The sequence below is a fragment of the Bradyrhizobium sp. P3_C3 genome (assembly GCF_056402655.1).
On the sequence record NZ_JBFUGY010000016.1, the window covers coordinates 43,515 to 64,415 of the forward strand.

The 20,901-nt window shown below is 65.1% G+C and carries 18 protein-coding genes; 9 read left to right on the forward strand and 9 right to left on the reverse strand.

Annotated features, from left to right (window positions below; translation table 11 throughout):
* Nucleotides 1-67: 67 nt before the first annotated feature.
* Genes AC1DW2_RS19705 through cysG form a run of 5 tightly spaced genes read right to left on the reverse strand, consistent with a single transcriptional unit; the run spans nucleotide 68 to nucleotide 4,713 of the window.
* A complete protein-coding gene (locus AC1DW2_RS19705) occupies nucleotides 68-799 on the reverse strand; it encodes a phosphoadenylyl-sulfate reductase (protein WP_477006989.1) in 732 nt (243 codons plus the stop codon).
* Nucleotides 796-1,311, reverse strand: coding sequence for a DUF934 domain-containing protein (locus AC1DW2_RS19710; protein WP_063980994.1), 516 nt, complete (start codon nucleotides 1,309-1,311; stop codon nucleotides 796-798). Before AC1DW2_RS19710 ends, AC1DW2_RS19705 begins: the two co-directional genes overlap by 4 nt.
* A complete protein-coding gene (locus tag AC1DW2_RS19715) occupies nucleotides 1,298-2,953 on the reverse strand; it encodes a nitrite/sulfite reductase (RefSeq protein WP_063980993.1) in 1,656 nt (551 codons plus the stop codon). The genes AC1DW2_RS19710 and AC1DW2_RS19715 overlap by 14 nt, the downstream gene beginning before the upstream one ends.
* A gap of 30 nt (nucleotides 2,954-2,983) precedes the next feature.
* Nucleotides 2,984-3,292, reverse strand: coding sequence for a DUF2849 domain-containing protein (locus tag AC1DW2_RS19720; RefSeq protein WP_071916679.1), 309 nt, complete (start codon nucleotides 3,290-3,292; stop codon nucleotides 2,984-2,986).
* The gene (gene cysG / locus AC1DW2_RS19725) at nucleotides 3,289-4,713 is read right to left on the reverse strand and encodes a siroheme synthase CysG (RefSeq protein WP_477006990.1); all 1,425 of its coding nucleotides are present in this window, start codon (nucleotides 4,711-4,713) and stop codon (nucleotides 3,289-3,291) included. Before cysG ends, AC1DW2_RS19720 begins: the two co-directional genes overlap by 4 nt.
* A gap of 236 nt (nucleotides 4,714-4,949) precedes the next feature.
* On the opposite strand from cysG, the gene cysD reads away from it, so the two are divergent.
* The 3 genes from cysD to AC1DW2_RS19740 all read left to right on the forward strand — a co-directional run bounded on the left by cysD (nucleotide 4,950) and on the right by AC1DW2_RS19740 (nucleotide 10,263).
* Entirely contained in the window at nucleotides 4,950-5,744 is a 795-nt protein-coding gene (gene cysD, locus AC1DW2_RS19730) for a sulfate adenylyltransferase subunit CysD (RefSeq protein ID WP_063980990.1), read from the forward strand.
* Nucleotides 5,745-5,764: 20 nt separating this feature from the next.
* Entirely contained in the window at nucleotides 5,765-7,681 is a 1,917-nt protein-coding gene (gene cysC / locus AC1DW2_RS19735; protein ID WP_477006991.1) for an adenylyl-sulfate kinase, read from the forward strand.
* Between the two features lie 416 nt (nucleotides 7,682-8,097).
* Nucleotides 8,098-10,263 carry a malate synthase G gene (locus AC1DW2_RS19740; protein ID WP_477006992.1) on the forward strand — a complete coding sequence of 722 codons (2,166 nt, stop codon included), beginning with the start codon at nucleotides 8,098-8,100 and terminating at the stop codon, nucleotides 10,261-10,263.
* A gap of 160 nt (nucleotides 10,264-10,423) precedes the next feature.
* Here the strand turns inward: AC1DW2_RS19740 and AC1DW2_RS19745 are convergent, their stop codons facing one another.
* Complete coding sequence (locus AC1DW2_RS19745; protein ID WP_011084288.1) at nucleotides 10,424-10,579, reverse strand: Thivi_2564 family membrane protein; 156 nt, start codon at nucleotides 10,577-10,579, stop codon at nucleotides 10,424-10,426.
* A 272-nt stretch (nucleotides 10,580-10,851) separates the two neighbouring features.
* Here AC1DW2_RS19745 and AC1DW2_RS19750 point away from each other — a divergent pair, with 272 nt between their 5' ends.
* Nucleotides 10,852-12,945 (forward strand): methyl-accepting chemotaxis protein, encoded by a 2,094-nt coding sequence (locus tag AC1DW2_RS19750; RefSeq protein ID WP_477006993.1) that lies wholly within the window; start codon nucleotides 10,852-10,854, stop codon nucleotides 12,943-12,945.
* A gap of 223 nt (nucleotides 12,946-13,168) precedes the next feature.
* Here AC1DW2_RS19750 and AC1DW2_RS19755 read toward each other — a convergent pair whose 3' ends face one another.
* Nucleotides 13,169-13,822 (reverse strand): DUF2865 domain-containing protein, encoded by a 654-nt coding sequence (locus AC1DW2_RS19755; RefSeq protein ID WP_477006994.1) that lies wholly within the window; start codon nucleotides 13,820-13,822, stop codon nucleotides 13,169-13,171.
* A 17-nt stretch (nucleotides 13,823-13,839) separates the two neighbouring features.
* Nucleotides 13,840-14,622 carry a L,D-transpeptidase gene (locus AC1DW2_RS19760; protein WP_063986079.1) on the reverse strand — a complete coding sequence of 261 codons (783 nt, stop codon included), beginning with the start codon at nucleotides 14,620-14,622 and terminating at the stop codon, nucleotides 13,840-13,842.
* A 204-nt stretch (nucleotides 14,623-14,826) separates the two neighbouring features.
* Between AC1DW2_RS19760 and AC1DW2_RS19765 the strand changes: the two genes are divergently transcribed.
* The 5 genes from AC1DW2_RS19765 to AC1DW2_RS19785 all read left to right on the forward strand — a co-directional run bounded on the left by AC1DW2_RS19765 (nucleotide 14,827) and on the right by AC1DW2_RS19785 (nucleotide 19,042).
* Nucleotides 14,827-15,939 (forward strand): AI-2E family transporter, encoded by a 1,113-nt coding sequence (locus AC1DW2_RS19765; protein ID WP_063980985.1) that lies wholly within the window; start codon nucleotides 14,827-14,829, stop codon nucleotides 15,937-15,939.
* Nucleotides 15,940-16,014: 75 nt separating this feature from the next.
* Nucleotides 16,015-16,386 (forward strand): ElaB/YgaM/YqjD family protein, encoded by a 372-nt coding sequence (locus tag AC1DW2_RS19770; RefSeq protein WP_028148389.1) that lies wholly within the window; start codon nucleotides 16,015-16,017, stop codon nucleotides 16,384-16,386.
* A 79-nt stretch (nucleotides 16,387-16,465) separates the two neighbouring features.
* A complete protein-coding gene (locus tag AC1DW2_RS19775; RefSeq protein ID WP_247302228.1) occupies nucleotides 16,466-16,921 on the forward strand; it encodes a hypothetical protein in 456 nt (151 codons plus the stop codon).
* 187 nt (nucleotides 16,922-17,108) lie between these two features.
* Entirely contained in the window at nucleotides 17,109-18,251 is a 1,143-nt protein-coding gene (locus AC1DW2_RS19780) for an OpgC domain-containing protein (protein WP_477006995.1), read from the forward strand.
* Nucleotides 18,252-18,415: 164 nt separating this feature from the next.
* Entirely contained in the window at nucleotides 18,416-19,042 is a 627-nt protein-coding gene (locus AC1DW2_RS19785) for a TetR/AcrR family transcriptional regulator (protein ID WP_477007036.1), read from the forward strand.
* Between the two features lie 73 nt (nucleotides 19,043-19,115).
* On the opposite strand, the gene AC1DW2_RS19790 is transcribed toward AC1DW2_RS19785, so the two are convergent.
* Nucleotides 19,116-20,774, reverse strand: a complete 1,659-nt coding sequence (locus AC1DW2_RS19790) for a CHASE domain-containing protein (protein ID WP_477006996.1) — start codon at nucleotides 20,772-20,774, stop codon at nucleotides 19,116-19,118.
* Between the last annotated feature and the right edge of the window lie 127 nt (nucleotides 20,775-20,901).

Genomic DNA, 20,901 nt, shown 5'->3' on the forward strand with positions numbered 1-20,901 from the left:
CGGGGCGAAACGCTCTCAAGTCAACGGAACCGGATTTTCTTGTTCGTAGCCGGACAGCTCGACTGTGCTACGAAGTCTTCATCGTGTGGATGCCGCATTCTGTCTTGGCTCGGCCGCGCCAGCGACCGGCGCGTGCATCCTCGCCCTCGGCCGTTCTGCTGGTGCAAGGCATACACCCAACCGACAGGAAACCGGACTCCACCAGCGGATGACGCGGCAATTTGGCGCGGACGAAAATGGCTTCGAGTTCCTCGCGCGAGACATTGGCGAAGGGGTTGAACTTCAACCGCGTGCCATCGTCCTCGACCACCGGAATGTCGGTGCGCGCATTACCCTGAAAGCGCTTGCGGCCATTGAGCCACGCATCGAACGGCTTCAGCGCGCGCGCCAGCGGCTCGACCTTGCGGATGCGGCAGCAGGCGTCTGGATCGGAGAACCAGAGGTCGCGGTCGGGATCTTCGCGCGACAGCGTCTCCTCGGCAGGCCTGATCGAGCGGACGTCCTTCAAGCCGAGTTCCGCGATCAGCGTGTCGCGATAGGCCAGCGTCTCCTCGAACAGCCAGCCGGTGTCGAGGAAGATCACGGGGATCGCCGGATCGACGTCGGCCATGACCTTCAGCAGCGTCGCCGATTCCGTGCCGAAGGACGACACCAGCGCAAGCTTCTCGCGCCCGACCGCCTGCAACGCCGCGGCGATGACCTCCGCGGGCGAAGCATCGCGCAGCGCGCGATCGAGTTCCTCCGCCGAGGGCAGCGCGGACGCGGACACCGAAGCGACCTGGGGCGCGATTGCGTTCACGTGCCGACACCTTCGGAGTGACGCAGCTGCATCCGCCGGTGCAGCGCGGTGATGCGGCCGTCGCCGGTCGGCTGATAGAACACCGAATAGCGCTTCGCCGTCTGCATGAAGGCTTCCGCGTCGGCCTGCTTCTTGACCTCGAAGGAATCGAAGCCGGCACGCAGCATGAACACGAACTGATCGCGCAGCACCTGGCCGGTGGCACGCAAATCGCCGCGATAATTATAGCGCTCGCGCAGCAGGCGCGCCTGGCTGTAGGCGCGGCCATCGCGGAAGCTCGGGAACACCAATGCGACGACGGCGATCTTGCCGAGATAGGGCACGAGCTCGGCGATATCGCGATTGTTCGGCCAGATCACGCCGACCTTGCCGCCGCGCTTGAGCAGCGCGTCCGCATCACTGAGGAAGCGCTCGGCCGGCACCAGGATGTCGCCGCCCTCGGGCAGCGGCGTGTCGACGGCAAGCTTGACGAAGCTGTCGTCGGCGATTTTTCCGCCGTTAACGAGTGGCATAGACGCGCTCCTTGAAGGGTTCGACGCCGAGGCGCTTCACGGTGTCGACGAACAGCTCCTCCGGCCGCTCGCGCAGCGCCAGATAGGCTTCCACGATGTCCTCGACGACGTCAGCGACCTCGTCAAACTTGACGCCGGGGCCGATCAGATTGCCAAGCGCGGCGCTCTCGTCGGCACGGCCGCCGATGGTGATCTGGTAGACCTCCTCGCCGTTCTTCTCGACACCGAGAATGCCGATATGGCCAACATGATGATGGCCGCAGGCATTGATGCAGCCGGAGATGTTGATATGCAGCCGCCCGATCAGATTGGCGAGCTCATGGTTGGCAAAGCGCCGCGTCAGCTCCTGCGCGATCGGGATCGAGCGCGCATTGGCCAACGAGCAATAGTCGAGCCCCGGGCAGGCGATGATGTCGGTGATCAGGTTGACGTTCGGCGTCGCCAGCCCAAGCTTGTCGAGCGCCTTCCACAGCGCCGGCAGGTCGCGCTTGGCAACATGCGGCAGCGCCAAATTCTGCTCATGACCGACGCGGATCTCGCCGAAGGAATATTTGTCGGCGAGATCGGCCAGCGCATCCATCTGCTCGGCCGTGGCATCGCCCGGAGGCGCGCCGATCGGCTTCAGCGAGATCGTGACGATGGAGTAGCCCGGGTTCTTGTGCGCGGCGACCGAGTTCTTGCGCCACGCCTCGAAATCGGGATCGGCCGCTGCCTGGCGCAGCTCGTCCGGCATGTGCGGCAGCTTCTCGTAAGCCGGATAGATGAAGCGCGAGCGGATGTCCTCGATCACCTCGTCGTCGATCTGAAGCGAGGAGTTGCGGATATGCTGCCACTCCTCCTCGACCTCGCGGGAGAACTTCTCGATGCCGAGCTCGTGCACCAGGATCTTGATGCGCGCCTTGTAGATATTGTCGCGGCGGCCGTACTGGTTGTAGACGCGCAGGATCGCCTCGATATAGCTCAGGAGATCGCGGCCGTGGACGAAGTGCTTGATGGTCTTGCCGATGAACGGCGTGCGGCCGAGACCGCCGCCGACCAGCACCTCGAAGCCGGTTTCGCCCTTCTCGTTCTTGATCAGCCGCAGGCCGATGTCGTGGACCTTGATCGCAGCGCGGTCGTGATCCGAAGCGGTGATCGCGATCTTGAACTTGCGCGGCAGGAACGAGAACTCCGGATGCAGCGTAGTGTGCTGGCGGATCAGCTCCGACCAGATGCGGGGATCCTCGATCTCGCCCGGCGCGACGCCGGCCCACTGATCCGAGGTGACGTTGCGCATGTTGTTGCCGGAGGTCTGCATCGCGTGGATGCCGACCTCGGCGAGATCGGCCAGCGCATCCGGCAGGTCCGAAAGCTTGATCCAGTTGAACTGGATGTTCTGGCGCGTGGTGAAATGGCCGTAGCCGCGGTCATATTTGCGCGCGACATGGGCAAGCTGCCGCAACTGGTTCGACGCCAGCGTTCCGTAGGGAATCGCGACGCGGAACATGTAGGCGTGCAGTTGCAGATAGACGCCGTTCTGCAAGCGCAGCATCTTGAATTCGTCCTCGGTCAACTCGCCCGAGAGACGGCGTTGCACCTGGTCGCGGAATTCCGAGACGCGCTCGTTGACCAGCGTGCGATCGATTTCGTCGTAAGCGTACATGATTAAAGTGCCTTACAGCCCGACCTGCGATTAAACCGGCAAGTCGATGGTCACGCCATCGCGGCGGATCTGCTCGCGCAGATTTCCGGGCACGATCTTGCCGTCCTCGCCGATCTGGACCGGAGCGATATAGGGACCAATCGCGCCGACGTCATCGGCCACGGCCTCGGCGAGCAACGCTTTCGCCTCATCGGAGTTTCGCACGATCGCGGCGTCTGCGAGGTCAGCCGACCAGCCCTTGGCAGCGGTGCGGTAGACGACGACGCCATCCCAGGTACGGTTAGCGGTCACGACGGAGGAATCGCTGATTTTAAGTTTCTTTTGCAAGGGAGAGGTCATTCGGCAGCATCCAGGAGGTCAGAGATGATTTGTTTGGGTGTTTCGCGGCGAAGCGAGCCGGCATGCCGGACCACGTCGCCGATGATGAGGATGGCGGGACCGCCATGGGTCCGCCGCACGAGCTCGGGCAGGTCGCGCAGCGTGCCGATCGCGCCTTGTGCATCCGGCCGCGTGACGCGGGAGAATACGCCGACCGGCGTCTCCGGCGAACGGCCGGCCGCGAACAAGCCTTCGCGGATCGCCGGGGCCGCGGTCATGCCCATGTAGACCACGACGGTCATTTTGGTGTCGGTCAGCGTCGACCAGTCCACGTTCTCGGCATCGCGCGCCTTGTGCGCGGTGAGGAAGGTGATGCGGGTCGCCTCATGACGATAGGTGAGTGGCACCTCGAAATCGGAGGCGCCGCCGAGCCCTGCCGTGATGCCGGGAATGATCGAATAGGCGACGCCGGCCGCGCGCAGCGCTTCGACCTCTTCGCCGCCGCGGCCGAACACCAAGGGGTCGCCGCCCTTCAGCCGCACCACGCGCTGGCCGGATTGCGCGGCCTCGATCATGCGCTTGTTGATGGCGTCCTGGCCGATGCCGGGCTTGCCGACGCGCCGGCCGACCGGAACGCGCGTGGTGTCGCGGCGGATGCGGTCGAGAATTTCGCCCGAGACCAGTTCGTCATGAAAGACGATGTCGGCATCCTGGAGCGCGCGCAGCGCCTTGATGGTGAGAAGATCAGGATCGCCGGGCCCGGCGCCGACCAGCGCGACCGAGCCTTCCGGCTTGTCGGCACGCGCGAATGCGGACGGATCGGAGATCGCCCTGATCGCGGCGTCGGCCTCGCCCTTGCGGCCCGCGAGCACAGACGCGCCGATCGGACCGTCGATGACGCGCTCCCAGAAGCGGCGGCGCAGCGGAAACTCGGCGATGCGCTCGTTGATGGATTTGCGGAAGCCGCCGATGAACTCGGCAAGCTCGCCGATGCGGGCCGGCAGCAGCGCCTCGATCTTCTCGCGCACGCGCCGCGCCACCACCGGCGAGGTGCCGCCGGTGCCGACCGCGACTACGACATCGCCGCGATCGACGATCGCCGGGAAGATGAAGCTGGAATGTTCGAGATCGTCCATGACGTTGACGGGCAGGCCGAGCGCCTTGGCGCGGACCGACATGGCAACGCCGACATCGCCCGCGCCGGCGCAAACGATGGCAATGACGCCCGAGAGATCGGCGGTGAGCGGATCGCCAGTCGCGATTTCAATCCGCGCCGCGTCTTCGGAGCTGAGGCTCAGGTCCTGATTGCCGTCGATCGCATGCACGCGGATGCGCGCACCGGCAGCGGCGAGCACGCGCAGCTTAGCGCGCAAAAGCTGACCCGCGCCGATGAGGACCACCGGACCGGCCTTGAGATCGAGGAACACCGGCAAGAACCGCATGCGATACTCGCTTCCCCCACATCCGGGGTTGACTGGAATTATTTTCTATATATGTGTCGTTTCGAGCGCGCAAAGAGAAAATTTTTTCTTCTCTTCTGCACCGCAACTATAGAAAATTCGCCTCCAAACGCAAAGTGGCAGAGATGCATCTTCTCAGGACCGATTCCGGTGCAGATGGACGGGACTTCCGGGCTCCCGTTTCCGAGCAAATTCCCGTCGGGCTGACCGCCCCCAGCATGGACCATTTGGACCAGCTTGAGGCGCAGAGCATCTACATTTTCCGCGAGGCCTTCGGCCGCCTGAAGAAGATCGCCCTGCTGTGGTCGCTCGGCAAGGACTCCAACGTCATGATCTGGCTGGCGCGCAAGGCGTTCTTCGGCCGGCTGCCGTTCCCGGCCCTCCACGTCGATACCGGCAAGAAGTTTCCGGAGATGTATCGCTTCCGCGATCACTACGGGAAAGAGTGGGAGCTCGACCTGCGCGTCGAACCCTGCCCGCCGATCGATGCCGTCGACCCAACGCTGCCGCCGGCGGCCCGTTCCGCTGCGCGCAAGACCGAAGGTCTGAAGATGGCGCTCGCCAAATTCGGCTTTGACGGCCTGATCGCCGGCATCCGCCGCGACGAAGAGGCGACGCGCGCCAAGGAGCGCGTGTTCTCGCCGCGCGGGCTCGAAGGCAATTGGGACGTGCGCGATCAGCCGCCGGAGTTCTGGGACCATTTCAACGCCTCGCCGCCGCAAGGCGCGCATTTGCGCATCCATCCGATCCTGCATTGGACCGAGGCCGACATCTGGGCCTACACCAAGCGCGAGAACATTCCGATCATCCCGCTGTATCTCGCCAAGGACGGCAAGCGCTATCGCTCGCTGGGCGATCAGGACATCACCAATCCGGTCGCGTCGACCGCGTCGACCATCGACGAGATCCTGGTCGAGCTCGAGCAGACCAAGGTGCCGGAGCGCGCCGGCCGTGCGCTCGACCACGAGACCGAGGACGCCTTCGAGCGTCTGCGCGTCGCCGGCTATCTCTGATTCAAGGACGCAACGCGGCTATGAACATGATCGTCACCCCCGCTTCGCCCGCCACTCCGAACGGCACCACGCGTCCGCAGGTCCGTATCGTGATCGTCGGCCATGTCGACCACGGCAAGTCGACGCTGGTCGGGCGCCTGCTGCACGAGACCGGCAGCCTGCCCGACGGCAAGCTCGAGATGCTGAAAGCCGTCAGCGCGCGGCGCGGCATGCCGTTCGAATGGTCGTTCCTGCTCGACGCGCTCCAGACCGAGCGCGATCAGGGTATCACCATCGACACCACGCAGATCCGCTTCCGCACCAATTCGCGCGACATCGTGCTGATCGACGCGCCCGGCCATGCCGAATTCCTGCGCAACATGATCACCGGTGCGTCGCAGGCGGACGGCGCGGTGCTGATCATCGACGCGCTCGAAGGCGTGCGTGACCAGACCCGGCGGCACGGCTATCTGCTGCACCTGCTCGGCGTGAAGCAGGTCGCGATCGTCGTCAACAAGATGGACCGCGTCGATTTCAGCGCCGAGCGCTTCAAAGAAATCAGCGACGAGATTTCGGCGCATCTCAACGGCCTCGGCGTGACGCCGACGGCGGTGATCCCGATCTCGGCCCGCGATGGCGACGGCGTCGCGGAGCGCACCGACCGCATCGGCTGGTACAAGGGTCCGACCGTGGTCGAGGCGCTGGACCAGCTCGAGCCGGCGCGTCCGCTGGAAGCCCTCGCCCTGCGCCTGCCGGTGCAGGCGATCTACAAGTTCGACGACCGCCGCATCGTGGCGGGCCGCATCGAATCCGGCAGCCTCATTGCCGGCGACGAGATCGTGATCATGCCGGCCGGCAAGATCGCCAGGATCAAGACGGTCGAAAGCTGGCCGGTAACGCCGGTCGCCGGACGGCAGGGCGCGGGGCGCTCGGTCGGCATCACGCTCGACCGCGAATTGTTCATCGAGCGCGGCGACATCGTCGCGCATGTCGGCTCCGCACCGCGCGAGACGCGCCGTCTGCGCGCGCGCATCTTCTGGCTGCACGACAAGCCGCTCGCCAAGGGCGACCAGCTGCTGGTCCGCTGCGGCCCGAAGGAAAGCCGCGCCACCGTCGTCGCCATCGAGAAGGCGGTCGATCCCGGCGAGCTGTCGAGCGTCGAGAACAAGGCGATCGGCCGCAACCATGTCGGCGAGATCGACATTTCTCTTTCGAGCCCAATTGCCGCCGATCCCTACACCGAGAATCCGCGCACCGGCCGTCTCGTGATCGAAGTCTCGGGGCGCATCGCCGGCGGTGGTCTCGTGCTGTCGGTCGATGCCGGCCAGCGCGCCGTGCCGGTCGACATCGTGCCGGTGGAATCGGCGCTGCGGCCCGACGAACGCTCCGCGCGCTACCGCCACAACGGCGCCGTGGTCTGGCTCACCGGCCTGCCGGCGTCCGGCAAGTCGACGCTGGCGAAGGCGCTGGAACGTCGGCTGTTCACCAATGGCGGCTCGCCGATCCTGCTCGACGGCGACACGTTGCGCGCCGGGCTCAACAACGATCTCGGCTTCTCCGCCGCCGACCGCAGCGAGAACATCCGCCGGCTTGCGGAGGTCGCGACCCATCTCGCCCGCAACGGCCACATCGCGATCGTCGCCGCCGTCTCGCCGGCCCGCGAGGACCGCGCGACCGCGCGCCGCATCGCCGACACCGCGTTCCGCGAGATCCACGTCGCGACGCCGGCAGACGTCTGCGAGGATCGCGATCCCAAGGGCCATTACAAGAAGGCCCGCGCCGGCGCGCTGGCGTCGTTCACCGGCATCGGCAACGACTACGAGCGACCCGAGGCTGCCGAGCTCGTGATCGACACGTCGGCCCGCACGGTTGCGGACGCTGCTGACGAGATCGAACGGATGCTGAAGACCACCGGCGTGCTGTTCGACGAGCTCGTGGACCTCGCCGCGAATATTTGAGCGCGCGCTCTTTCGAGCTGGTGTGCCCACTGCCACCGCGTATGCATTGCGTTCCCTCCCCCCTTGCGGGGGAGGGTTAGGGAGAGGGGTCCACACGGGGACTCTCTCCATCACTAAGAGCACTCCGCTCCGTCGAATTCCGACACACCTTTTCCTGGGCTACCCCTCTCCCCTGCCCTCCCCCGCAAGGGGGGAGGGAGCGCAGTTGTGCGCGTGGCGCTAAGCCGGGCTCAAGCGTTTGTAAAACGAGCTGCCTCCCACACCTCGCCATGACATTTTGACAACTTTTGGAGGCCTTCTCACGGCCCCGATTTTGGGGCTAATAGGCCCTGAAAGCCGCCCCTTATGGGCGCATTTTGCTGCTGTCGGGTCAAAAGCAGCCAAAAAAACAGCCATTTCCAACAAGAAAGCCCATCATGAAACGCGTCGACGCCCACGGATTGAAGATCGCTCCCGTCCTGTTTGACTTCATCGCCAAGGAAGCGGCCCCGAAAACGGGGATCGCGCCGGATGCGTTCTGGACCGGGGTCGCCGCCATCATCAAGGAGCTGGGGCCGAAGAACCGCGCGCTGCTGGCGGTGCGCGACACGCTGCAGGCCAAGATCGACGACTGGCACCGCGCCAACAAGGGCAAGGCGTTCGACCTCGACGCCTATACCGCCTTCCTGACGGAGATCGGCTATCTCGTCCCGGAGCCGGCGACGCAGAAGGTCGAGACCGCCAATGTCGATGAGGAAATCGGCAAGATCTGCGGCCCGCAGCTCGTCGTCCCGCTCACCAATGCGCGCTACGCGCTGAACGCTGCGAATGCGCGCTGGGGCTCGCTCTACGACGCCTTCTACGGCACCGACGCGATCCCGCATGACGCTGCCGAGAGCGGCAAGGGTTACAACAAGGCGCGCGGCGACAAGGTGATCGCGAAGGCCAAGGCGTTCCTCGATGCCGCCGTGCCGCTCGCGACCGGCAGCCACACCGACGTCACCGCCTACAGCGTCGTGGCGGGCCAGCTCGCGGTGAAGCTGAAGAGCGGTAATGCGACCGCACTGAAGAACGCTGCGCAATTTGCCGGCTTCCAGGGTGATGCGGCCGCGCCGAGCGCCGTGCTGCTCGCCAACAACGGCTTGCACGTCGAGGTCAAGATCGACCGCAGCAGCGTGATCGGCAAGGACGATCCCGCCGGCGTCGCCGATATGATCATGGAGTCCGCGGTCTCGACCATCCTCGACATGGAAGACTCGGTCGCCGCGGTCGATGCCGAGGACAAGGTGCTGGTCTATCGCAACACGCTTGGCCTGATGAACGGCACGCTCTCGGCCGATTTCGAGAAGGGCGGCAAGACGCTGACCCGTTCGCTCAATGCCGACCGCAGCTACAAGACGCCGGACGGCAAGGGCGAAGTGAAGCTGCATGGCCGCAGCCTGCTGCTGATGCGCAATTGCGGTCACCACATGTTCACCGACGCGGTGCTGGACGACAAGGACGAGGAAATTCCGGAAGGCCTGCTCGACGCCGCCGTCTCCGGCCTGCTTGCGATCCACGACCTCAAGGGCAACTCCAAGGTCAAGAACAGCCGCACCGGATCTGCCTATATCGTCAAGCCGAAGATGCACGGCCCAGACGAGGTGTCGCTGACCTGCGAGATCTTTGACCGCGTCGAGAAGATGCTGTCGCTGCCCGAGAACACGCTCAAGGTCGGCATCATGGACGAGGAGCGGCGCACCACCGTCAACCTCAAGGCCTGCATCCAGCGCGCCTCCAAGCGCATCATGTTCATCAACACCGGCTTCCTCGACCGCACCGGCGACGAGATCCACACCTCGATGGAAGCGGGCCCGATGATCCGCAAGAACGAGATGAAGGCGCAGGCCTGGATCAAGGCCTATGAGGACTGGAACGTCGACATGGGCCTGATCGACGGCCTGCCCGGCCACGCCCAGATCGGCAAGGGCATGTGGGCCGCGCCCGACAAGATGGCGGACATGCTGCAGCAGAAGCTCGCGCATCCGCAGGCCGGCGCCACCACCGCCTGGGTGCCCTCGCCGACCGCGGCGACGCTGCACGCCCTGCACTATCACCAGGTCAACGTCACCGCGCGTCAGCAGGAGCTGACCAAGGGCGGTCCGCGCGCGAAGCTGTCCGACATCCTCACCATTCCGGTGTCGAAGTCGAACTGGGCGCCCGACGACGTCAAGCAGGAGATCGACAACAACTGCCAGGGCATCCTCGGCTATGTCGTACGCTGGATCGACCAGGGCGTCGGCTGCTCCAAGGTGCCTGATATCCACGATGTCGGCCTGATGGAAGACCGCGCCACCTTGCGCATCTCGAGCCAGCATCTCGCCAACTGGCTGCACCAGGGTGTCATCACCGAGGCGCAGGTGATGGAATCGCTCAAGCGTATGGCCGTCGTGGTCGATAAGCAGAACGCCGGCGACACGATCTACAAGCCGATGGCGCCCGCCTTCGACGGGGTCGCCTTCAGGGCCGCCTGCGACCTCATCTTCAAGGGGCGCGAGCAGCCGAACGGCTACACCGAGTACATCCTCACCGCCCGCCGCCGCGAGGCCAAGGCTGCGGGCTAAAGCCCGATTATTCAAACACGAAAAGCCCCGGCTCGCGCCGGGGCTTTTTTGTTTTCGGGCCGTAGCCCGGATGGAGCGAAGCGCAATCCGGGACCGGCGTTGCTTGGGGCAGGCCCCCGGATTTCGCTGCGCTCCATCCGGGCTACGCGTCCCACCCCCGCTAGAACACCGTCAGATATTTCAGCAGCGACACCACGCCGATGATGATGACGACCACGCGCGCGATCTGCTTGGCGCGACCGTCCATGGGCAGCATGTTGATGAGATAGAGCACGAGAATGACGACGAGAAAGGTGACGAGTACGCCGACCAGCATCGCAAGGACCCCCCTTCAGGCAAATTGCTACGGTGTTCTAACGCCTATCTCCCGCGCAGGTTCCATCACGGCAACCCACTGCAACTTCTAGTAAATACGTACTTCTACGATCAGCCGGCCTGCCTAAAACTTTACCCTTTTCGTTTCAGATGCAGAAACCGTTTGGGTGATGCGCCGCAAACGGCATGCGATTGCCGATCTGCCTGCCCCTCCGTTTTGATGTTGCCGGGGCGTCTCGACGAACTTTGCAATGGGAATTTTGGGGGGCTTCGATGCTGAATCGTCTGACCGTGTCCGCGCTGCTGAAGGCGGTGATCGCCATCACCTCGGTCTGTGTGGTGATTGCGCTCTCGCTCACCGCCTACGCCTCCTGGGACCGCCTCAAGACCGCCAACCGCATCTCGCAGATCGCCGACGCCTCCGCCGATCTGTTCAAGGCGATGCACAATCTGCGCACCGACCGCTCGACCACGTCGCGGCTGCTGAACGCGACCGAGCCGATGGACTCCGAGATCGAGAGATATCTGCGTGCGCTGCGCGATGCGCAGATGCCGGCGATGGCCCGCGCGCTCGAGCTGCTGCCGAGCATCGACTTCCCGCAATCGGGCTCGCTGATTCCGGAACTCGCGCGCCTCAACAAACTGCTGATCGAAGAGCAGAAGCAGTTCTGGGAGGACGTGGCCAAGCCCAAGGATCAGCGCCGCGCGGTCCTGACCAAGGAATACATGGAGACGACGCAGGGGCTGCTCGACGTGCTCGACAAGCTCTCGGGCGTCCTCGCCGCCACCGTCAACCACCAGGATGCCGTGATCGACCAGCTGCTGTCGATCAAACAGAGCGCCTGGCTGCTGCGCAACACCGCGGGCGAGGCCTCACTGATCGTCTCGACCGGGCTTGCGGCCGGCAAGATCACGCCGGAGGGCCGCTACAACTATACCCAATTCGTCGGCGGTACCGCCGCGATGTGGAAAGCGCTGGAATTGTCGACCTCGGGCATGCAATTGCCGCCCGCGCTCGCATCCGCCATGACCGCGGCCAAGACCGCCTATTTCGAGCCGCAATATCTCACCTTGCGCGACCGTCTCGCGGACACCCTGGTCAAGGGTGAGAAGGCGGAGCTGACGGCCAACCAGTGGAGCCCGCTCACGGTCGGCCGTATGGCCAGTGCGGTCGCGGTGGCCGAAGCCGCACTCGACGCCGCCCGGAGCTACACGCAGGAGCAGCGCAGTACCGCGCAGCGCGCGCTGATCGTGCAGCTTGCACTCCTGGCGCTCGCCATTGGCCTCGCCGTCGGCGCGGTCATGCTGGTCAGCCGCCGCGTCATCCATCCCCTCAACACCATCCGCGACGCCATGCTCAAGGTCGCCGGTGGCGACCTTGCCGTCGACAGCGGCTATCTCGACCGCCAGGACGAGATCGGCGCGCTTGCCGGCGCGCTGGAAACCTTCAAGCAGCAGGCGAGCGAGAAGCTCAAGATCGAGGCGCAGGAGCGCGAGCGCAATGTCGGCGCGGCCGCGCGCCAGCGCGCCGTCGAGACTTATGTCGGCGAGTTCGAGGGCGCGGTGCGCAAGACGCTCGGCGAACTGAGCGAAGCGTCCGGCGAGATGCGCAAGACCTCGGGCGACCTCTCCGCGGTGTCGCGCCAGACCAACGACCGCGTCCAGGTCGCCGGCAAGGCCTCCAACGACGCCTCCATGAGCGTCGACAGCGTCGCCGCCGCGGCCGAGGAGCTGTCTGCCTCGATCAACGACATCAGCCAGCAGGCGGCGCACGCCGCGGGCATTGCCAGCCGCGCCGTCAACCAGGCCCGCGAGACCGACGGCACGGTGCAAGGGCTGGCGCAGTCCGCAGGACGCATCGGCGAGGTCGTCGGCCTGATCAACACCATCGCGGCGCAGACCAATCTGCTCGCGCTCAACGCCACGATCGAGGCCGCGCGTGCGGGCGAAGCCGGGCGCGGCTTCGCGGTCGTCGCCTCCGAGGTGAAATCGCTGGCCAGCCAGACCGCAAAAGCCACCGAGGAAATCTCCGGGCAGATCGCCGACATCCAGCGGGTGGCGAGCGACGCCATCAACGCGATCCAGACCATCGGCGGCATCATCGGCGAAGTGAACGAGGTCGCCACCGCGATCGCCGCCGCCGTGCAGGAGCAGGGCGCGGCGACCCAGGAGATCACGCGCAGCACGCAATTTGCGGCGCAGGGCACCAGGAACGTCTCGGACAACATCACCGGCGTGAAGACCGACGCCGATGCTGCCGCCGGTGCGGCGGACAACGTCAAGCAGGCCTCGGAAACGCTGGAGACCCAGAGCCGCCAGCTCGGCCAGCAGGTCAGCGACTTCCTTGGGAAGATCCGCGCGGCGTAGGACTTGCGGATTGGATAGAAAGCTGCCGCTACACCTTCAGTGTCGTCCCGGCGAACGCCGGGACCCATAACCACAGGGAGAAGTTGTCGCGCGAGCTGCTAACCACGTGCCTTCGTCAAACCGCTTCCTGTGGTTATGGATCCCGGATCTGCGCTCCGCTTGTCCGGGACGACAGTGGAGATCGAGGCGCTAGCGCCGCAACCCACTTGAGGCCGCACCGCCCCTACTCCTTCGCGACCACCGGAACCTGGCGGAATCTGGCGCGCACCGACTCCGGCAGCGGCGAAAAATTCATCGCGATGCCGCGGCGGTCGTTGGCGTTGCGGTTGGCGACCACCAGGCCATCGCTGCCCGCGACGATGTCGCCCTTGCGCAAGGTCGGATCGTCCTCGACCTTAACCTGGGCGAGGCCGACCGGATCCTTGCCGTTGCACGTGCAGCCCGCGACGATCTCGTTGCGGAAGCGGAACGCATTCGGCAGGTCGGAATAGGATTTTCCCTTGTCCGTCGTGGCGTCGTCGATGTTGCTGCCATAGACCAGCGAGGTTTCGGACGTCGGGCAGAAGCTCTTGCAGGATTTCGCCTTGCTTTCGGCGTCGTTTCCTTGCGCCGGGAAGTAGCGGCCATCGCAACCGCGCACGCAATAGGCGATGCTGCCGCCATAAGAGGCCCGCTGGCGCGGCGTGTCGTAGCGCGGCATGTCATCGGTCGGGAACGGCATGCGGATCTCCGGCGCGGAGCGCGCGCGGAAGCCGCCGAACAGCGCCGAGAAGAAGTCTTCCGCATGCGCCGACGGCGTCAACGCGAGGCCGAGCGAGGCGACGGCGAAGCACGCCGCCGCGCCACCGGCCAGTTTGCCGATCGAACGTCTCTTCATATGACCTCGCTCAACTCTCAGTTCACTGCCGACGTCGTGATGTTCAGCGCCTGCCGTCCCGAAGGCAGCGTCGTCACCGGCGGGCGCTTGCGTACGGGGTCGCCGCCCTTGTCGTATCCCTTGGCCATCAGCGGCGCGTTCTTCGGCAGCACCACCACCTTGGCGCCGACATTGACGCGGCTGAACAGGTCCGTGACGTCCTCGTTGGTCATGCGAATGCAACCGGAGGACACGAACTTGCCGATCGTGGTGGGATCGTTCGTGCCATGGATGCGGTATTCGCTCGAGCCGAGATACATCGCGCGAGCGCCGAGCGGATTGCCGGGACCGCCGGCGACGAAGCGCGGCAGATAAGGCTGACGCGCGATCATCTCGGCCGGCGGATGCCAGTCCGGCCACTCGGCCTTGCGACTGACGCTCTGCACGCCGGCCCAGGTGAAACCTTGTCGGCCGACGCCGACGCCGTAACGGATCGCGCGGCCATTGCCGAGCACGTAATAGAGGTAAGTGTTGCCGGTATCGATGACGATGGTCCCGGCCGGCTCGTTCCGGTCGAAGCTGACGATCTGCTTGCGCAGCCGGTCGGGCAGCGCGGCATCCTCGTCGGCGGCCTGCGGCGCCGCGTTGACATAACCCCGCGAATAGCTCGGGTCCTGCGGATATCCCTGCGGCTGCATCGGCGCGTAGCCGAGCGTCTGGGCCTGTGCCGCGAAGGGCACGGTCAGCAATGCTGTCGCGAAGGCAATGGCGGTGGTGGCGCGCAGCGAGAAGCGGCGACGGACTGGAGAGAACCTTGTCATGTGCTGCCCCATTGGATGTGCATCAGGTGATGCGGCTCCCAACAAACGCAGCTGGACCGACTCAAGTTCCACCGCTCGCTGCGGCGGCGAGGTCACAGTCAAGCGAGCAAAACTTCACGAAACCGCGATGGAACCGGAACGTCCGCCCGGACGTTCTACTGCCAACAATGGGCGCGCGGAGGCTTCCGTGCGGGAGGAGATATTGTGCGCGTCCTTCCCACTGAACGTCTGATTTCCGGCAATAACGAGGGCGCCCCGCTTCCCGACAGCCATGTCGAGCTGCCGCCGGTGATCCGCCGCACCGAGTTCGTCGCCTTTGCGCTCGCCGGTCTGTTCCTGATTGCCGTGGTCGCCGTGCTCTACGTCGCCAGGGCATTCTTCCTCCCGGTCGTGATGGCGGTCGTCGCCGGCACCATGTTGTCGCCGGCCGCGAGCTTTCTCGAGCGGCGGCATGTGCCGCGCGCCTTCGGCGCCGTGCTGATCGTGATCGCGGTGACGACGGTGGTCGCCTTCGTCGTCGCGCTGATTGCCGTGCCAGCGATGGAGTGGAGCTCGCGCCTGCCGGAATTGGGCGCGCAGTTGAAGGAGAAGATGCACGTCTTCGACCGGCCGCTGGCGCTGTGGAAGGAATTGCAGACGATGGTGGGCGGCTCGGAGGGGCTGCCTAGCCTTCCGCTGCCGAAAACCGAATGGGTGCAACCGACGCTGGAATTCCTGTCGCCGACCTTCGCCGAATTCCTGCTGTTCTTCGCCACGCTGATCCTGTTCATCGCGAGCTGGCGCGACCTGCGGCGGGCGCTGATCATGAATTTCGGCGATCGCGATTCGCGGCTGCGCACGCTGCGGATCCTCAACGAGATCGAGGTCCATCTCGGCAACTATCTTTTGACGGTGACGCTGATCAATGTCGGCGTGGGTATCGCAACCGGTCTCATCTGCGCCGTCACCGGCATGCCCAATCCGGCCGGGCTCGGCGCGCTTGCGGCGGCGCTCAACTTCATCCCGATCATCGGACCGGTCGCGATGTTCGTCATCCTGGTCGTGGTGGGGCTCGTCGCCTTCCCGACCATCGGCGGCGGACTGATGGCGGGGCTCGCCTTCGGCGGCATCACCTTCCTGGAAGGACACTTCGTCACGCCGACCATCATCGGGCGCAGGCTTTCCCTGAACGCGCTTGCCGTCTTCATCGCGCTGGCCTTCTGGACCTGGCTGTGGGGGCCGATGGGCGCATTCCTGTCGTCGCCGCTCCTGATCGTCGGGCTGATCCTGAAGGAGCATCTGCTGCCGGAGAATTCGCCGCAGCTGCCGCAGGCATGACCGGTTTCCCGAACGGAACTTACCCGGGCACGAAACGTTTTCCGGCTATCTCAGCCGCCAACAGCTTTGGAGCTCCTGATGTCAACCAATGGCGAAACCGGGATGAGAGACTGGACCGACAAAGCCACCAGAGAACGCCTCGAGAAGGATGTAGCAGCCGTGAAAAGCGATATCGCCGCCCTCACCGATCAGATCACCGACGCGCTCAACACCTTTGCCAATTCCACCAGCAAGCAGGCCCGCCGCGGCTATCGCCAGGCCCGCGAGAGCGTGGATTCCGCGGTCGACGACATGTCGGATCGCGGCAGCGCCATGATGGAAGCTGCGCAAGACGCCTACGGCTCGATCGAGGAAACGCTGGAAGATGCCATCACGCAGCGGCCGCTCGCGACCGTCGGACTCGCGCTCGGCATAGGCTTCCTGATCGGCGTCGCCTGGCGCCGATAGCGTGGGCGCAGGACCTTGACGTTACGTCGGCGCTGTCGCGCCGTCGCTGCCGGCTTGCGGGGATCTGAGGAGCAAGGCCATGTTACAGCGCATCATCGACGGCATCAGCGCATCGACGGGCACGACCGTTCGCCTGACATCGCTCGCCGCGGGCGCGGCACTCGCGCTTTTCATCACCACGGGCTTTCTCTGCGCGGCCGCCTTCATCTCGGTCCTTCAGACCTATGGACCGGTGCAGGCCTGCCTCGCCGGCGCCGGCATCTTCTTCCTGCTGACGCTTGCCGCGGCGGGGAGCTATTGGGGCTACAAGCGGGAGATGCGGAAGCGCGCCCGGATCGCCGCCGAGCGCGCCGCGAAGTCGGCCGCTTCGAGCATGCTCGCCGACCCCATGCTGCTCGCGACGGGCCTCCAGATCGTTCGCGCCATCGGAATCAAGCGGCTGCTGCCGATCCTGGCGATCGGCGGCGTCGCCCTCGGAATCATGGCGAGCCGCGCCGGCGCATCCGACGAAGCCTCGGCTGAACCGGCCGAATAGCGGTCGAAGCGCTAAGATAATTTCGTCGTCGGCAGAACGGGCGAGCTTGCGGGAATTCCATCCGGCGATCATGCGCAATTTTGCGCCAGATTGGACAATTCCGGCCCCCCTCACGCAAACGCTACTCGGATAGGCGGGCGGTTGCCGCTAAAAGCAGCGGCCCTGATTCCAAAAGTCATTTTTCGCGATGAAACCGTCCGTCAAGGCGAACCTCGCCGCATTCCATCACGATGCCAGATTGTATTTGACGCTCGGCATTGCCAACTGGTCGGTGTTCGTCGACCACATCCCGAACAACGTCGTCAATCTCCTGACGCTGCGAAATTTCGGCTTCAGCGGCGCCGCGGACCTGTTCGTGTTCGTGGTGGGTTATGGCGTCGCGATCATTCACGGCAGGATGGCGCTGGAGCGCGGCTACGTCGTCGCGGCGACGCGCATCTTCCGCCGCGTCTGGCGGCTCTACGCTGCCTATGTCGTGCTCTTCGTGATCTACATCGACACCATCGCCTATGTCGCCTCGCAATCGATGGCGCCGGAGATCATCCACGAATACAACATCTCGGGCATTCTCGATCATCCGCTGCGCATCCTGGTCCGCGGCCTCGTGCTCCAGGAAGAGCCGCTGAACCTCGACCTCCTGCAACTGATGATCCCGCTGATGGCGTTCTTTCCGTTTGCGCTATGGGGTTTGTTGCGGCGGCCGAACCTGACGCTGGCGGCATCGGTCGCGCTATACGTTGCGGCGCGCTGGTTCGACTGGAATTTCCGGGTCTATCCGGACCAGGACTGGACCTTCAATCCGCTGTGCTGGCAGATGCTGATGGTCCTGGGCGGCTGGTTCGCCGTAACAGGCGCCTCCGGACGCGCGTTGCACGGCATGTCCTGGCTGCGGATCCTCGCGGGTGCCTATCTCATCTTCGCGATGGCCGTCACCTTGATGCGGCATTCGCCCGCGCTGGCCGTCTATTTGCCGGACTTCGTCGTCAGCAGCATCGCGCCGACCGACAAGGAAAACCTCGCGCCCTATCGCGTGATCCATTTCCTCGCGCTCGCCTTCCTCGCGACCCATCTCATTCCGGCCGACCACCCCGGCCTGAAGTTGCGGCCGCTTCAGGCGGTGATCACATGCGGCGAGGAATGGCTCGCGGTGTTCTGCGTTGCCGTGTTCCTGTCCTTCGCCGGCCATCTCATCCTGATCACCGGACCGAACCTCGTGGTGATGCAGATCGCGGTAAGCCTCGTTGGCTTCGCGGCCATGACAGCAGTGGCCTATTACATCTCGTGGTCGAGGCGGCAGGACCTTCCGGCCGCCCTGCGGCAGCAGGCCTAGAGCTCCGTTCCGATTTAATCGGAACGGAGCTCCAGATTCCTGTCTTGACGTGTTTTCTTCACGCGGACCGGTATCCACTTCGCTCGAAAACGCTCTAGCCAAATAATCGTGCGATTCTGCTAGGCCGAGACCTGTGGCTGCGCTATGCGGGGAGCCTCTGCGTGATGGGACCGGGCGTGGCGATGGCAAAGGGCGGGGGTGATGAGGCTGACAGCGCGCCCCGGCGCGGCCGGCCGCGATCGATCGAGACCACCAACGCCATTCTCGAAAGCGCCTATGCGCTGATGGCCGCCACCGGCCTTGCCGCCACCTCCATCGACGCCGTCGCACGCCACTCCAGCGTCTCCAAGATGACGATCTACAAATGGTGGCCGTCGCGGGAAGCGCTGCTGATCGACGCCTTCCTTCATCATGCCGCGCAGATGCTGCCGCTGCCGCCTGCGAGCTCCGGCAGCCCCGCGGCGCGCGCACGCCGCCATGCCGCGGCCTATGCCGAGGCGCTCCAGGGCGAGTTCGGCAAGGTGCAGCTCGCCGTCGTCTCCGAATGCATTTCCAAGACCGGCTCGGCGGAGCTGTTCTATGCCCGCTACCTGCAATTCCGCCGCGACGCACTGGTCGAGATGATCGCCGCGGGCCAGACGGATGGCAGCATCCTGGCGGAGGCAGCGCCCGAGGATCTCTACGACGCGATCTATGGCAGCCTGTTCTACCGCTATGTCTTCGGCATCGCACCGATCACGCCGGCCTACGCGCGCAATCTGGTCGACCTGGTGCTGCGGCCGAAGGGTTAGAGCATGATCCGGAAAAGTGCGAAGCGGTTTTCCGAAAAGATCATGCTCAAAACAACAATCTGAAGCGCGATCTCTATCGCACCGGCCTGACCGGTGCCGAGATCTTGTCCGTGCGGTCGCGCTCGGACATGTCGACCACCGTCTCCATCGGCGCCGTCAATTCATAGACGTAGGAGGCGTCGGTGAAGTAGCGCTTGGCGGTGCCGCCGAGCGCTTCGGGCGCGACACGGTCGAGCAGGATCAGACCGAAATCGGAATCCGGGCGGCGCGTCGCCTCGCTGGTGTTGAACTCCTCCCAGCGGAAATGGAAGACCTCGTCGGTCCCCTCGCCCGTCACCGTCCAATTCGCGGTGATGTGCGGATGCTTTCCGACCAGCGACAGACCCTCGTCGGAGTGCGAGGCGAGCTCGAAGAACAGGAGCGACAGGCTCTGCGCGGCGCGCGCGCTGACCGCGATGTCGGGGCCGGTGACGGCGATGCGGTCGGCATGCGGGATGGCGCGCGCCTCGAACAGGCCCTTCAGCTTGACGCCCTGCCACTGGCTCTCGCTGAGCAGCGAGACCACGTTGGACATGGCGTGGATGCGGCCGATCAGCAGTTCACGCGCAACGTCGATGTCCGAACCGTGACGCAGCGTGCGCGTCACGATCGACTGGATCACCGCCAGGATGTTCTTGACCCGGTGGTTGAGCTCGTCGATGACGGCGGTCAGCCGGCGCTCGAAGCCGATCCGCACCTGGATTTCCCGGCTGAGCCGCAGATTGTTGTAGGCGACATAGCCGAACAGGCCGCACACCATCGCGGTGATGGCAAAACCGATCGCCGCCACGATGATTGCCGTCTGCTCGGCGCGCCGCGCCGAATTGGTCTTGGCGTAGTAGCCGAGATGCCAGTCGCGCCCGCCAAAGCTCACCGTGCGCGTCGCCGACGGCGCCGGCCCGTCCGCTGCCGTCATGCGTGACGAGACCACGCCCTGGTCGTTGGCGACGAGCTCGCCACCCTCCCTGCGCGGATCCTTCAGCGCGACCGAGAACAACGACATGTCGTCATTGGTCAGCATCAGGGAGGCGAGCTCGTAGGAAAATGTGACGAAGCCGGCCGGCTCGGTCGCGCCCTCGGGAATGACGGGCGYGGCCACGATGATGCCGATGGGCCCGCCGCCCCGCAGCAACTGAACCGGGTCCGAGGCGACCGACCTCTTCTCGACACGCGCACGCGTCAGCATGGCGCTGCGCACCTGATCCTGCTCGTAGCTGCGGCCGGGCAGCGCCTTGGTCTCGTTGCTGCGCGGCTCGAGGTCCATCAGCACGTCGATCGGCTGGGTGACCTTCGCAAGATCGATCGGCTTGTCGTCATACGTGCGAATCTGCGGATTGGGGAAGCCGGCGCTCGCGATCGCGTCCTCCGCCGGCAGAAGCTCGTTCGGCTTCAGCCGGGCGACCCACCCGGCGACCACGAAATCGGTCTTGAAGGCGTAGATGGCCGAGCGCAGCGGCTCCAGCATGTTCGGCTTGATGACCGACGGCGCACGGAACAAGCCTGAGGCGACACGCGCAAGCAGCTCGCGCTCGGTCAGCCGGTCCTGGACCAGGCTCGCGTGGACGTCGATCGCGCGCGCCAGCGCGATCCGGTCCAGTGCCAGCTCCTGGTCGTGGACGCGATAGGCCGCGAGCCCGGAGAGCAGGGCTCCGAGCAGGGCGATGAAACCGATGATAAAACCCAGCCGGACCACTTCGACTACTCAGGCGAAAACAGCAGGTCGGCAATAAACACGGAGCATATCAACGCCGCTCGAACGGCCATGTGCCGAAACAGAGTGGACCCCAGTAACGGAGATAATGAAGGAGGAGGCATCAGTA

Excerpts from the sequence above, each read along its gene's own strand:
- AC1DW2_RS19710 (WP_063980994.1), bottom strand. The coding sequence starts at position 1,311 with ATGCCACTCGTTAACGGCGGAAAAATCGCCGACGACAGCTTCGTCAAG.
- AC1DW2_RS19715 (WP_063980993.1), bottom strand. The coding sequence starts at position 2,953 with ATGTACGCTTACGACGAAATCGATCGCACGCTGGTCAACGAGCGCGTC.
- AC1DW2_RS19720 (WP_071916679.1), bottom strand. The coding sequence starts at position 3,292 with ATGACCTCTCCCTTGCAAAAGAAACTTAAAATCAGCGATTCCTCCGTC.
- cysG (WP_477006990.1), bottom strand. The coding sequence starts at position 4,713 with ATGCGGTTCTTGCCGGTGTTCCTCGATCTCAAGGCCGGTCCGGTGGTC.
- cysD (WP_063980990.1), top strand. The coding sequence starts at position 4,950 with ATGGACCATTTGGACCAGCTTGAGGCGCAGAGCATCTACATTTTCCGC.
- cysC (WP_477006991.1), top strand. The coding sequence starts at position 5,765 with ATGAACATGATCGTCACCCCCGCTTCGCCCGCCACTCCGAACGGCACC.
- AC1DW2_RS19740 (WP_477006992.1), top strand. The coding sequence starts at position 8,098 with ATGAAACGCGTCGACGCCCACGGATTGAAGATCGCTCCCGTCCTGTTT.
- AC1DW2_RS19745 (WP_011084288.1), bottom strand. The coding sequence starts at position 10,579 with ATGCTGGTCGGCGTACTCGTCACCTTTCTCGTCGTCATTCTCGTGCTC.
- AC1DW2_RS19750 (WP_477006993.1), top strand. The coding sequence starts at position 10,852 with ATGCTGAATCGTCTGACCGTGTCCGCGCTGCTGAAGGCGGTGATCGCC.
- AC1DW2_RS19755 (WP_477006994.1), bottom strand. The coding sequence starts at position 13,822 with ATGAAGAGACGTTCGATCGGCAAACTGGCCGGTGGCGCGGCGGCGTGC.
- AC1DW2_RS19760 (WP_063986079.1), bottom strand. The coding sequence starts at position 14,622 with ATGACAAGGTTCTCTCCAGTCCGTCGCCGCTTCTCGCTGCGCGCCACC.
- AC1DW2_RS19775 (WP_247302228.1), top strand. The coding sequence starts at position 16,466 with ATGTTACAGCGCATCATCGACGGCATCAGCGCATCGACGGGCACGACC.
- AC1DW2_RS19780 (WP_477006995.1), top strand. The coding sequence starts at position 17,109 with ATGAAACCGTCCGTCAAGGCGAACCTCGCCGCATTCCATCACGATGCC.
- AC1DW2_RS19785 (WP_477007036.1), top strand. The coding sequence starts at position 18,416 with ATGGGACCGGGCGTGGCGATGGCAAAGGGCGGGGGTGATGAGGCTGAC.